The following is a 13626-nucleotide window of genomic DNA, read 5'->3' as shown; positions in this document are numbered from 1 at the left end:
TTTAATGCAACAAAGCAAGTAGAAGGTTATTTCGCCAAAAGAGTAATTAAAATCGGTTAACTACATATCATTGATTATAAAACAGGAAAAACAGTCGATTATCGATATGAACTTTCAATTTTAAAAAAAAGACATAAGCAATTCAAATATATGACTTCAAATGGTTTGAAATCAATCCTGTCCTAAATAAATATTAGGCATATTAAATCGAATCGTTTTACTGGTTTGATAGACTGTTTTGCTACTTTTTCAAAAAAGAACCCCTTGTATAATATATATATCCTTAGCGGAGGTTGTTCTTTTACAAACGGATTATCGAGCCATTTGTTTAAATCAACTTTCACAAACAAGTTTAGTCTTATAAAAGCAACTAGATTGGATAAGTACCAACCGTGTTTTGCTTGTGTTTTCAGCACCTTAAATATCAGTATTATTATCAGTGCAGTCCATATCTGTATCATCACAGCATTATGACTGGTACCTATAAAAGATTTGATGTGTAGCTGTTTATGTCTATAAAAATATTTCAACCTCCCATCTAGCCTTATAGAGCTCAATTATGGTGTTTGCTGTCCAAGACATTTGGTTTGTTATAACTTCTATGGTCTGCTGATTTTTTTCATCCCACAATGCTACCCTGCGTAGTTTTCTTAGGTATTTCTCTTTTGTTTTAGTACCTGTAAGTTCAATAATTTCATCTTTTAAGACGTGTTGGTGGCGTTGCTCTGGAAGCTCTAGTTCTTTTACGGTCTTAAATTTTATATTGTTCTTGTGCCTAACAACAAAATAAACTTGGTTGTTGTCCCAAACATTTAAGAGTGAAAAATCATTATATAACCTATCAGCAACAATAACACTTGCTTTGAGCAATGGTATATCGTAAGCTCATTTATTGTCTGCGGTCTTGCCATCAGTTATATTTACATAGGCAGGTAAATATCCATCATAATCAAGCAAAGTATGCATTTTTATCGCTCCCTTTTTGGTCTTATATTTTGCCCAATCAAATAGGCTCAAACAAAGGTTTATGGTAGTGGCATCCAATAAGAAGATTTTTGAGCTTATCTTGAAATTTGTACGTTTAAAATGTGCTTGCTGTCCTAGACCTTTAAGTAAAACATAATAGTAATCTCTGAAAAGTTCCCAACTCCTGTTTTTATTCTGGTAACTTAGTGTAGATTTTGAAGGTACCCTGAGCATCTCTATATGATTCAGGTTGCCAGTTGCTGAGCGCAATCCATTACTTATGTTCCTTAAAGATTGACTGTTGGCAAATTGGCAAAAGAGCATTGAAACCAAGTGAGACCAGCTATCAAATCCTTTTTGATGCTTATCGCTCCGACGCAGCTTAACTAAGCTTTTGGATTTTGATGAGTTTAACTTTGAGATTATTTAAGAGAACAATGTTATATTTATCATCAGGGAAAGGTGTTTTTTGTGTTACACCACATAGGTAACTTTGAGGAACAAATTTCCCTTTCTCTTTTTTAAATGTTTAGGATGCTATTGGTTTGAAAACCAAAAAATCAAGTACGCGTGTTACAATTAATTGAAAGGTTCTCATGACTAAACTAAATGAGAATTCAACTAAAAATAAATTTCTAATTCTTAATGTTTTATGCTTTTCAATCTCTATTTAAAAACTCATAAAAATAATTTAAACAAAACATTAGAAATAATTTTAGCTAGCAAGTTTTACCACATCATGACTTAACTTTTACTCCTTTTATAGATTTTATAGATTTTATATTGTATTTATTAAAAATATATGCGTGCTTTACAAAAAAAAACAGCATGTGCGGTATATATTTAACCAATATTCCTTATGAAGAAGGTCTTGTAAGAGAAAAATTAGAATCCATTTCGTTTAGAGGTCCTGACTATACAGGTGTAAAAAAAACAAACAATCTCACTCTTGGCCATCTGAGACTTTCAATTTTAGATCTTGATGAGCGCTCACACCAACCTATGATTCATGAGAATCTCCACATTGTATTCAATGGTGAAATCTATAACTATAAAGATATTAAAGATGAGCTCTTAAATAAAGGTTATAAATTCAGAACTGAAAGTGATACTGAAGTTCTACTGGTAGGTTACAAAGAATGGGGAGAAGACATACTAGAAAAGATAAACGGCATGTTTGCTTTTTGTATTTACGACTCATTAACAAATACAGTATTTTCTGCAAGAGATAGATTGGGCGTTAAACCATTTTATTATTATTGGAAAGACGGTCAATTCGAGATTTGTAGTCAAATAAGACCGTTACTAAAAGCTAAAAAAATCAATAAAGCTGCCATTTCCATGTTTTTGGATTGCATGTTCATACCAAGCCCTTATACAATAGCTGAAGATATTTTTAAATTACCTCCAGGTAAATTTATGAAAATAGATTTAAATTCTAAAACCTTAAAAGTTGATGAATATTGGAATTTAAAAAATGTTGAAGTAAAAAATATATCTTATGAAGAAGCTAAAAGCGACCTTCATAATTTATTAAAAGACGCTGTTAAAATCAGATTACAATCTGATGTCCCTATTGGTTCTTTTTTATCTGGTGGTATTGATTCGGCTTTAGTTTCAAGTATTGCAGCAAAAATATCAGACAAACAAATAAATACGTTTTCAATTGGATTTGATGATCCAAAATTTGACGAAAGTAAAATTGCAGAACAATATGCTAAAATAATTAACTCAAATCATACGACAACCATTTGTAGTTCTGATGATATCTTAAAACTTATACCAAAGTTAGTAGAAGTTTATGATGAGCCATTTGCTGACAGTTCAGCTCTACCCTCGCTTCTCTTAAACTCCGTAACTAAAACACATGTAACAGTTGCTCTTTCTGGTGATGGTGGAGATGAAAGCTTTATTGGGTACAATCATTTTGATTCACTTGTTAAAAATGAATCGATAATGAACATACCCTTTAGTATTAGAAAATTTTTATCAAAACCATTATTATTGAAAATGTTCGGTTTAAATTCACATAGAGTAAGAAATGCCTTAAACACTAAGTCAAAGAACGATTTTATCGAAAATATTTTTTCTAGAAAAGGTTTTTTGCTTAATAAAAAGGATGAAGACTACATGAAACATTATCAAGGTTATAAAAAATGGTCCAACATTTTTTTACAGAAGGCTGCTGATTTAAACATAAAACTATGGCTTGAAAACGATAGTAATGTTAAAGTAGACCGTGCAAGTATGGCCTATTCTGTTGAAGTTAGAAGCCCTTTTCTAGACTATAGGGTTATAGAATATGCTAGGTCTTTACCTATGTCATACAGATACGAAAAAGGTAGACAGAAAAAGATTTTACGAGATATTTTAAAAGAATATATCCCTGAAGAAGTTTTTAATCAACCAAAAAAAGGGTTTGCTGTACCAATTGGTAATTGGATGAGAAATGAATTAAAGGATGAGTTTACAACTGCTTTAAACGATGATTTTTTAAATATAGTTCCAAATTTGAATGTACCAAAATTTAAAAGAATACTTCATGAACATATGAATGGAAAACAAGATCACACTGCAAATATTTGGAAGTTATACACACTAAGCAAATGGTATAGTGAATTCAAAATATAACTAAATGTAGCTTATCTATTTAAATAATATGTCTGAAATCAAATCATTTACTAAAAAAGATTGTACAATCTTTTTTAAATCTAATATTTTTCACATATCCACAAGATTCAAAAACTCTTCTAAATCAGTATATCCGTCCCCATCCAAATCTCTTTTCCCTGTTCTTTTTAAATCTCCAAAAGTGGCTTTTTCCCAGATATCTGCCATACCATCGTTATCTGTATCATATCCAGCTGGTCTAATATTAACTGGTATAGATGAAACACTTGCTTGAAAATTCAAAAATCTAGGTTCGTTATAAAAACTCCTATCTTCCGGATGATTTCCTCCCTCGTAAGGTTCATAATGACCTCCACCTACTGCCGTTATCGCTAACATATCAGCATCTACTGAATCATAATACCTAGTAACACTACCGTCAGCATTTAAACTGGCATTAGCTCCTACATCTGGATTATTTCTAATTTCGTCAACTGCCTCTTGTGCTGTTCTAATAGGAACCGGGGCACCAATCAGTGGGTGCATTTTATCAACAAAATTTTCTTCACTTGCATAAATATTTTGAGCACCTAAATCAAAATTAGACCACATTGGTTTATTGTCTGCATTAGGGTCTTCAAAGAACCCCTCAATAATATTTCCTGCAGAATAAATTTGATGAACATGATTTTCTGGCTCTCCAACTTGATTCAAATATTTTTTACCACTTGGTGTACTTGGATTAGTGTGAACACCCATTATTGCATAATTATTTATATGATTCAGTTTAGTGTCACCATAGGCGTTAGTTAGTCTACCTATCCAATTCATAATAACGTTATTAATAACCTCTATTTCAACACCTGATGTATTAGGAGTTCTATGTCCAATATTGTAAAAGAAGTTATTCAAAAATGAATTAAAATTACTCTCATCTCTAAAATTAGGGTCTGTATCTCCAAATAAAACACCTACTTTACTATCACTTAGGAATCCTCTTTGAAAAGTAATATTAGTAGTTCTCTCTCCTCTAAAACCAAATGCGGCAGATGAGGAATAACTTGTTGATAAATGGTCAAAAATCATATTTCTACCATATACACCATTACTATACATCTCTATTCCACTATTAGACTTAAGAGGCCTAAATCTAAAATATCTAAGAATAATATTTTGGCATTTACCCATTGTTAATTTCGAATAATTATCTGTAGTAATAGTTATACCACCTAAAGGTGCTGTTTGTCCAGCAATAGTTAAATCATCCCCCTCTATAATTAACCAATTTTCTAGTTTAATTGTTCCTGATACATCAAAAACAATAGTTGCAGGTCTAGGTCTGTTAATAGCATCTCTCAAACTTCCTGCTCCACTATCATTAAGATTTGTAACGTGGTATACATTACCTCCTCGTCCACCAGACGCATAAGCTCCACCACCATATGCAGTCGGAAAAGCTTTTAATTCACCTGAAACATCAGGTGCATCAATAGAGGTTATAGTTATACTAACTAAGGCAGTGTCACAATTATCACTATTTACAGAATCACAAATAGTATATTCGAAAGAATCAATCCCAGAAAAACCAATATTTGGGGTATATACAATTGTATCATCCAAATGATTATCTTTTGTATCATTATTATTAATAGTTAAAACCCCGTTAGCTGGATTAGTATTAGAAACTATTATACTTTCAGGTAAATTAATATCATTTATGTATACTGCAATACTAACAGGTGAATTTTCTGTAGTGGTCAAAGTATCATCGATTGCTTCAATATTAGTCAATGTATCTTCACTATTAGTGTTATCATCTTCTATATCTTCAGTTTCTTCACTAATTATTGTAGATTCCTCTACGACAAATATGTCTTCATTATTACAAGATGGTATCAATAGTAACAAAAATAAAATAATAGCCAATGTTTCTGTGTTTACAAGTAGGTTTTTCATAATTTATTAGATATATGGAGATTACAAATATAAAAGCTTTAAAACGATTTAATTTGCATTTCATCGAAAACAATGTATTTTTTTGTAAACAAATACTTCAAATGGTATTTCATCGATATTAAAGTTTCATTATATACGAAAGTATTATGATTGCAGACTATAATTACAAATAAAAAAAGTATATTTCGGCGCAAAAATAAGTAGTTAATCGGTTATTCCAAAGTATTGTTAATAACCTAATGATAAGTTTTAATGAACAGTAAACAACCTCAGTTAAAAATAATACCAAATAATAAAAAATAAATCACATTCTGAATCACTTTTAAAACCTTAACCAAGCAAAATAGATTGATAGCTTTTAAATTGTATGAGTATTTAGTTTAAAATATCTTCTTTGATTTTTTTTGTAAATAAGTTAGCTCCCTTTTCTGACATATGAGTGAAATCTTGCCAATTGCTAACATCTGATATATCAATGAATTTAGAGTAATCATAATAAATTACCCCCTTAGAGTTAAAATATTCTTTAGTTTTTAACAATAGGCCTTCTTGATTATTTTTAAGCGTAGGAGAAGTAAAAAACACTAACTTAGAATTATTTTTTTTACATTTTACTTTTATTTTTTCAATAAAACTATCAACTATTGGATTTGGCAAAATTGAAATTGAATCTGAATAATTAAAATTTTTAAAATCTGTTTTATCAATTAATTTTTTAAAAATCTCTTTTTGTTCTTGATTTGGTGTTAGAGGATCATAACCATAATAATGGTTAACATCATATTTTGGCGAAAAATAATTTTTTAACAAACTTAAGAATTTTCCATTATAGACATAGCAGTTAAATATTTTTGATGTATATATCTCTTTTGGGTGAATCTCTGAAATAAAACGACTTATATCTTCATTTTTTGAAGCTAAACTCAAGAAGCTTAAAACATCTTTGCCTTTGTATTCTGAATCATAAATATCCCAATGATCTATGTGTACTAAAATAGTTTGCTCTTTCTTTTCCAAAACAGATACAAGTGCTGTACTATAACCAATCCTACTACCATCTGCACCTGCATTATAAGAAATGGAATCTAATAATTTTGTATCCAAATGATGGCTAGCTCTTGAGTTACCAAAAACCAATAAATTAACTGAATCCTTTAGAGTTAAAAATTGATTTACCTTTCCACCAGTTTGTCCAGTAAACACCTGTTTATCTATACTACTAATAGTATTGTACACTATCCTATCTGCTGCAAAAAAAAGCAAACTAATTAGTGAAAATAGTTTTATAGATTTTTTCATTTAAAATTGAAAATATATAAAGTTGCTAGCACTGGAGTAAAATAAAACTATGTTTATTAATATAAAAACAGATATTACTGCAAAACTAACAGTTTTTAAAGTAGACCCAAAATTCTCAAGTGGAATATTTCTTTTAAACAGAATCACATCAAAAAGTAAAGCAAAAAACAAACCATACAACAAAATGATTAAACTGTTAATATTTCCTATATACGGCATTAAATAATGACCAGTGAAAATTTTCTTAAAAATTAAAGTAGAATCGTGAAAATTTAAAGATCTAAAAAACACCCAAATTAAACTAACACTAAAAAAAATAAACCCATTTTTAAAAAAATTATACTTTCTTGGAATCAAATTAAATCTTTTCTCAACACTTAATATAATACCATGTATTGCACCCCAAATGACAAAATTCCAAGAGCTACCGTGCCATAAACCACCTAAAAGCATTGTTACAAACAGGTTTCGATATTGAATCTTGACTCCCTTCCTATTACCCCCTAGCGGTATATACAAGTAATCTCGTAGCCAGTTGGACAAAGACATATGCCAGCGTCTCCAAAATTCAGTTATTGAAACAGAGAAGTATGGAAGGTTAAAATTTCGTTTAAAATCAAATCCTAAAAGTTTTGCTGTACCTATTGCAATATCTGAATAACCACTAAAATCAAAATAAATCTGGAAAGAATATAAAACAACCGCCATCAAAACACTTGAAGCATTATGAATATCCGGTTCATTATATATACCATCAATTACAGTTCCAATAGCATCAGCAACAACCACTTTCCTAAAAAAACCTATTAATATTTGAAAAAAGCCATCTTTAAATCTTGCATGACTCCATTTTCTTTGATTTTCTAATTGTGGAATTAAATTTGAAGCTCTTTCAATTGGGCCAGCAACTAATTGTGGAAAAAAGCTAACAAAAGTTGCAAAATTTATAAAACTTTTTGTGGGTTTTAATTCTCCTCTATAAATATCAATAGAATAAGACATAGTCTGAAAAGTATAGAATGAAATACCAACTGGCAAAATAATATTTAATGTAGACATGGTCATTTCATATCCAAAAATTGACCAAAGATTAACCCAAGAGTCAATAAAAAAATTAAAGTACTTAAAAGTTGCTAAAAGCCCTAAATTTGTTGTCAAACTTAGAATTAGATAAAACTTTTTTTTGGTTTCTGTCTCGTCAATTTTTAAACCCAATAAATAATCCACAATTGTAGAGAAAGCAATCAAGGAGAGAAACCTCCAATCCCACCATCCATAGAATACATAGCTAGCAATTAGCAGTAAAACATTTTGGGTTTTGAACTGCTTTTTAAGGATAAACCAATATAGTATAAATACTATTGGAAAAAAAATCAAAAAAGCTAGTGAGTTAAAAATCATATCTGTTTTTTAATGAATATAACTAGATTGGGTAAAATTAGAAATTTAATCAGAATAAACAAGTTCGAGAATCAAAAGAACATAAAAGTAACTCACCTCTTAGAAGTTCAACAAAATTAATAGTAAATATTTTCAGAAGAATATTTTACTGAAATACTACTATTGCAAGAAATCAACATAGCTTATTCAACAAAAACTCGAACATGAGTTACAAAAAAGCAAAATCACAAACAATTCAAAATAATTATAAATCAAGTTTTAACAGATTTGTGAACTACTATTATTTTTTTGTAATAAAAATCAATACTTAGAACAATATTATGATATTGATTAGATATTTTTTCACATCTTTGCAAAAACTTAATTACTTACTAATCCTAAGAAACTTTCGAATATTTATAAGTAAAGAACCATGAAACCATTATTTAAATGTGAGCTAAATTATTTTCCATCACTACATCTATCCCAAATATATGATGGGTTTGAAAAACTCAAGAAATTAGGAATCATAGATCTTTCAGTAAAAACTTTTACTGGTAATGCTAATATACCAATACTAAAAGTAGTTATTGACAATAAATATACTGTGATTTACGATACTTTAGATGGCTTTAATTGGATAAAAGGCTCAGTTCAAGAAAATCTCCAATACTTTAAAGACCACATGAATGTGGATTATTACTTTAAAAGAAGTTATAATAAACAAATTCTTGATTATAAACCGAATAATTGTAAAGTTTATCCTTTAGGTTTAAATATAGGTATACAACCAGAAGGTAAATTCAAAAAGGGTCTTATAGAAAACAGTAAGGATTTTATAAAAAATAATTATATTATTTCAAAATTTTATAAAAAAACATTCTTTTACAGTAAAGATTTCGAGTTTTTTCCTATTCCGCACAAAAACACCAAGATTTTATTCATAACACGTTTATGGGATCCAAACAGTGAGACACTAAATCATTTGAAAACCGAAAGAGAACTTATTAACAAAAATAGAGTACGTTGTATCAATGTCTGTAAAAAAGAATTTGGGAAGCAATTTACAGGAGGTCTTCAAAAAGATTTTTTTTCAATTAAATATTCAAATGACCTAATAATGCCAAGTTCTTTAACAAATAGAGAATCTTTTTTAAAGACAATAAGAGAACATAATATTTGTATTTCCACTAGTGGATTACACAATTCCATTGGCTGGAAATTTGGAGAATATGTTGCTGCCTCTAGGGCTATAATATCAGAACCATTAATATATAAACCTTCCGGAAATTTTGAGAATACTAAAAACTACCTAACATTTAATAATGAAGATGAATTAATGAATCAAACTCATTTTTTACTAAAAAACAAAGAACTATTGTCTGATATGATGAACAGGAACTATAAATATTATAATGATTATATGCGACCAGATAAATTAGTTTTAAATACTTTATTGCAGATTTATGAAAATGACTAGTACCCTAAAAAACATAAAATATATCCTTTTCTAAAATTACAGATAATTATATAGCAATTAAAAAAGTTTAAAATAGATATATGTTCGATTTCATCGATTAAGTTTTATTCTCAAATAAAATGAATTTTATCGTAAAAAACACCTAGTTTATATAATAATCCGAATTGTTAAGATATTTTTTCTAATATTTGCGCCGAAATACATTTAAATCCAAATCGAATGATTGAAAGATTACAAAAAAACACTGTTCTTGTTACTGGGGGCGCTGGTTTTATAGGTTCTAACCTATGTGAAACACTTTTAGCGAATAATATTAATACTGTCTGTTTGGACAATTTTGCAACAGGTAAGCGCAAAAATATTGAGCCTTTTCTTGAAAATGAAAATTTTAAGCTTATAGAAGGTGATATAAGAAATCTTGATGATTGCCATAATGGTTGTAATGGTGTAGATTTCATCTTGCATCAAGCTGCACTAGGGTCTGTACCTAGGTCTATAAATGACCCAATAACTACAAACGATGTTAATACTTCAGGATTTTTAAATATGCTTGTAGCTGCTAGAGATGCCAAAGTAAAGCGATTTGTTTACGCAGCTAGTTCTTCAACTTATGGTGATTCAGAAGCCCTTCCTAAAATTGAAGATAAAATTGGGAACCCCCTTTCCCCTTATGCTATTACAAAATATGTAAACGAATTATATGCTGAAATTTTTAATAAGACCTATGGTTTAGACACTATAGGCTTACGTTATTTTAACGTATTTGGAAGGCGACAAGACCCTAACGGTGCTTATGCTGCTGTTATTCCTTTGTTTGTAAAACAATTCATTAATCATGAATCTCCCATAATTAATGGAGATGGCACATATTCTAGAGATTTTACGTATATTGATAATGTTGTACAAATGAATATTAGAGCTATAACTACCGAAAACAAGGAAGCTCTAAATAACGTTTATAATTGTGCTTATGGAGAAAGAACTACATTAGTTGAATTAACCGCTTATCTAAAAGAATATCTTTCAGAATTTGACAGTAAAATTAAACATGTTGAAATTAAACATAGAGAGAACAGAGCTGGAGATATCCCTCACTCCTTAGCTTCTATTGATAAAGCAAAACAATTATTAAATTACAACCCCAAATTTGATATCAGCAACGGGTTAAAAGAAGCTGTAACTTGGTATTGGAAAAACCTATAAAATTATGTTAGTAAAAAGTATTTGTTGTATTGGAGCTGGCTATGTAGGCGGTCCCACAATGGCTGTAATTGCCAAAAACAATCCAAATCTAAAAATCACTATTGTTGATATAAATTCTGAACGAATAGCGGCTTGGAATGATTCTAATTTGTCAAAATTACCAATTTACGAACCTGGTTTGGCAGACATAGTAAAAGAAACTAGAAATAAAAACTTGTTTTTTTCTACAGATATTAATTCTGCCATAGATGAGTCTGAAATGATTTTTATTTCGGTAAACACACCTACAAAAACCTATGGTAAAGGTAAAGGAATGGCTGCTGATCTTAAGTATATAGAACTATGCGCTAGAAATATTGCTGATGTCGCAAAAACCGATAAAATCGTAGTTGAAAAATCTACGCTTCCTGTGAGAACAGCAGAAGCTATTAAAAGTATTCTTCATAATACAGAAAATGATATTAAGTTTCATATTCTATCTAATCCAGAATTTTTAGCTGAAGGTACAGCTGTTGAAGATTTATTAAATCCGGACAGGGTATTAATTGGAGGAGAGTCAGAAATGGCCATTGAAAGTTTAGCTGAAATTTATGGAACATGGGTTACTCAAGAAAAAATTCTAAGAACCAATCTTTGGTCATCAGAATTATCAAAATTAACAGCCAATGCGTTTTTAGCACAACGTGTGTCTTCTATTAACGCAATTTCAGAATTGTGTGAACAAACTGGAGCCAATGTAAACGAAGTTGCTAAGGCTATAGGCATGGACACTAGAATTGGTTCAAAATTTCTGAATGCTTCTGTAGGCTTTGGGGGTTCATGTTTTCAAAAAGATATTTTAAACCTTGTGTATATTGCCAGAACATACAATTTAAATGAAGTAGCAGATTATTGGGAGCAGGTTATTATAATGAATGACCACCAAAAAAGACGATTTTCAGATCAACTAATAAAAACACTTTATAATACAGTTTCGGGCAAAAAAATCGCCCTATTAGGTTGGGCTTTTAAAAAGGACACTAATGATACAAGAGAATCTGCAGCTATCTACGTTGCTGACCATTTATTAAATGAGCAAGCAAACCTTTCCGTTTATGACCCTAAAGTTCCTGAAAATAAAATTTTGAGTGATTTAAATTACTTAGATACAAGAACTGAAGAAGAAAACAAGAATGGAATCTTATGTACATCATCGCCATATGATGCTATAAAAGACGCACATGCAATTGCTATTATGACTGAATGGGATGAGTTTAAAGCCTATGATTGGGAAAAAATATATAAGCAAATGAAAAAACCAGCTTTTATTTTTGATGGTAGAAGCTTATTAAATAAAGATAAAATGAATGCAATTGGATTTAATTATTATTCAATTGGTCAATAATTAATTATGAATAAAGATAAAATCGCTATTATTGGATTAGGCTATGTTGGTCTGCCTCTAGCAAGACTTTTTGCAACAAAATATAACGTCGTTGGTTTTGATATTAATCAAAATAGAATTAATGAATTATCAAACGGAAACGATTCCACCCTCGAGGTTGAGTCTGTTGTTTTAAAATCAGTTTTAAAATCTGAACAGAATAATGCTAATGGACTTATCTGTTCTGCAAATCTTAATGATATAAAAGATTGCAATTATTATGTAATAACTGTTCCAACACCGATAGACAAGAATAATCGACCTGACTTAACACCACTTTATAAATCTAGTGAAACTGTCGGTAAGGTTTTAAAAAAAGGAGATATAGTTATCTATGAATCTACTGTATATCCTGGTGTTACCGAAGACGAATGTATACCCGTTTTAGAAAAAGTGAGCGGTCTAAAATTTAACAAAGACTTTTATGCAGGTTATTCTCCTGAAAGAATAAATCCAGGTGATAAATTACATACCGTAGATAAAATTTTAAAAGTTACTGCTGGTTCTACTCCTGAAATTGGTAAAAAAGTAGATGCCCTATATGCAAATGTTATTACAGCTGGAACTCACTTAGCTCCAACAATTAAAGTTGCTGAGGCTGCAAAAGTTATAGAAAATTCGCAACGCGATATTAATATTGCTTTTGTTAATGAACTTGCTAAAATATTCAACCTAATGGATATTGATACACATTCGGTTTTAGAAGCAGCAGGAACTAAATGGAACTTTTTACCATTTAAACCAGGTTTAGTTGGAGGACACTGTATTGGTGTTGACCCCTATTATCTTGCTCAGAAAGCTCAAGAAGTAGGATATCATCCTGAAATAATTTTAGCAGGACGTCGAGTTAACGATGGAATGGGACAATATGTCGCTTCTGAGATTATAAAACTCATGATTAAAAAAGATATACATATTAAAGGTTCTAAAATTCTAGCCCTTGGTATCACTTTTAAAGAAAATTGTCCTGATGTTAGAAATACTAAAGCTGTAGATGTAATCAACCAATTACAGTCTTACGGGACTGACATCACCATTTACGATCCTTGGGCAAGCCCGGAAGAAGTAAAGCATGAATATAATCTAGAAACTACTCAAAAACTAATGAATGATAATAAATTTAATGCTATTGTATTAACAGTAGCTCATAAAGAGTTTTTAGATTTAAATTTAGAGAATTATTTGAACCCAAATGGAATTATTTATGATGTAAAAGGTATATTAAAAAAATCTGATGGTTGTCTATAAGACAAGCTTATATAAACTCAACATTTTATAGGTTTAATTAATTTAAAAATACTATTCGATA

Annotated in this window: 10 protein-coding genes and 1 pseudogene; 5 read left to right on the top strand and 6 right to left on the bottom strand. The window is 29.9% G+C overall.

Annotation, left to right across the window (positions count from 1 at the left end; genetic code table 11):
* Window positions 1-513: 513 nt before the first annotated feature.
* The 3 genes and pseudogenes from Q0870_RS11465 to Q0870_RS11455 form a co-directional block, all read right to left on the bottom strand.
* Entirely contained in the window at window positions 514-870 is a 357-nt protein-coding gene (locus Q0870_RS11465) for a transposase (RefSeq protein WP_298555631.1), read from the bottom strand.
* A gap of 15 nt (window positions 871-885) precedes the next feature.
* The gene (locus Q0870_RS11460; protein WP_298555629.1) at window positions 886-1200 is read right to left on the bottom strand and encodes a transposase; all 315 of its coding nucleotides are present in this window, start codon (window positions 1198-1200) and stop codon (window positions 886-888) included.
* Between the two features lie 63 nt (window positions 1201-1263).
* Window positions 1264-1347: pseudogene (locus Q0870_RS11455) on the bottom strand (DUF4372 domain-containing protein); the annotation flags it as partial.
* 447 nt (window positions 1348-1794) lie between these two features.
* On the opposite strand from Q0870_RS11455, the gene asnB reads away from it, so the two are divergent.
* Window positions 1795-3597, top strand: coding sequence for an asparagine synthase (glutamine-hydrolyzing) (gene asnB / locus Q0870_RS11450; RefSeq protein WP_298555627.1), 1803 nt, complete (start codon window positions 1795-1797; stop codon window positions 3595-3597).
* 90 nt (window positions 3598-3687) lie between these two features.
* Here the strand turns inward: asnB and Q0870_RS11445 are convergent, their stop codons facing one another.
* From Q0870_RS11445 to Q0870_RS11435, 3 genes are all read right to left on the bottom strand, one after another.
* On the bottom strand, window positions 3688-5532 hold the full coding sequence (locus Q0870_RS11445) for an Ig-like domain-containing protein (RefSeq protein WP_298555626.1): 1845 nt from the start codon (window positions 5530-5532) through the stop codon (window positions 3688-3690).
* A gap of 375 nt (window positions 5533-5907) precedes the next feature.
* Entirely contained in the window at window positions 5908-6831 is a 924-nt protein-coding gene (locus Q0870_RS11440) for a hypothetical protein (RefSeq protein WP_298555624.1), read from the bottom strand.
* On the bottom strand, window positions 6832-7989 hold the full coding sequence (locus tag Q0870_RS11435; RefSeq protein WP_298555622.1) for an MBOAT family O-acyltransferase: 1158 nt from the start codon (window positions 7987-7989) through the stop codon (window positions 6832-6834). It abuts the gene before it with no gap.
* A gap of 655 nt (window positions 7990-8644) precedes the next feature.
* Here Q0870_RS11435 and Q0870_RS11430 point away from each other — a divergent pair.
* From Q0870_RS11430 to Q0870_RS11415, 4 genes are all read left to right on the top strand, one after another.
* Window positions 8645-9691: a hypothetical protein gene (locus tag Q0870_RS11430; protein WP_298555620.1), complete on the top strand. Its 1047-nt coding sequence runs from the start codon at window positions 8645-8647 to the stop codon at window positions 9689-9691.
* A 219-nt stretch (window positions 9692-9910) separates the two neighbouring features.
* On the top strand, window positions 9911-10894 hold the full coding sequence (locus Q0870_RS11425; protein WP_298555618.1) for an SDR family oxidoreductase: 984 nt from the start codon (window positions 9911-9913) through the stop codon (window positions 10892-10894).
* Between the two features lie 4 nt (window positions 10895-10898).
* Entirely contained in the window at window positions 10899-12278 is a 1380-nt protein-coding gene (locus tag Q0870_RS11420) for a nucleotide sugar dehydrogenase (RefSeq protein WP_298555616.1), read from the top strand.
* A 6-nt stretch (window positions 12279-12284) separates the two neighbouring features.
* The gene (locus tag Q0870_RS11415; protein WP_298555614.1) at window positions 12285-13565 is read left to right on the top strand and encodes a nucleotide sugar dehydrogenase; all 1281 of its coding nucleotides are present in this window, start codon (window positions 12285-12287) and stop codon (window positions 13563-13565) included.
* Window positions 13566-13626 lie beyond the last annotated feature (61 nt).

Origin of the sequence: uncultured Algibacter sp., from assembly GCF_947487575.1 — a bacterium.
In the GTDB taxonomy this organism is placed as follows: Bacteria; Bacteroidota; Bacteroidia; order Flavobacteriales; family Flavobacteriaceae; genus Algibacter_B.
The sequence above is the reverse complement of the archived record's forward strand: the minus strand, read 5'-3'. Positions and strand labels throughout refer to the sequence as shown.

What these genes read in the sequence shown, in the direction of transcription:
- Q0870_RS11460 (WP_298555629.1), bottom strand. Translation starts at nt 1,200, where the DNA reads ATGCTCAGGGTACCTTCAAAATCTACACTAAGTTACCAGAATAAAAAC.
- asnB (WP_298555627.1), top strand. Translation starts at nt 1,795, where the DNA reads ATGTGCGGTATATATTTAACCAATATTCCTTATGAAGAAGGTCTTGTA.
- Q0870_RS11445 (WP_298555626.1), bottom strand. Translation starts at nt 5,532, where the DNA reads ATGAAAAACCTACTTGTAAACACAGAAACATTGGCTATTATTTTATTT.
- Q0870_RS11440 (WP_298555624.1), bottom strand. Translation starts at nt 6,831, where the DNA reads ATGAAAAAATCTATAAAACTATTTTCACTAATTAGTTTGCTTTTTTTT.
- Q0870_RS11430 (WP_298555620.1), top strand. Translation starts at nt 8,645, where the DNA reads ATGAAACCATTATTTAAATGTGAGCTAAATTATTTTCCATCACTACAT.
- Q0870_RS11425 (WP_298555618.1), top strand. Translation starts at nt 9,911, where the DNA reads ATGATTGAAAGATTACAAAAAAACACTGTTCTTGTTACTGGGGGCGCT.
- Q0870_RS11420 (WP_298555616.1), top strand. Translation starts at nt 10,899, where the DNA reads ATGTTAGTAAAAAGTATTTGTTGTATTGGAGCTGGCTATGTAGGCGGT.
- Q0870_RS11415 (WP_298555614.1), top strand. Translation starts at nt 12,285, where the DNA reads ATGAATAAAGATAAAATCGCTATTATTGGATTAGGCTATGTTGGTCTG.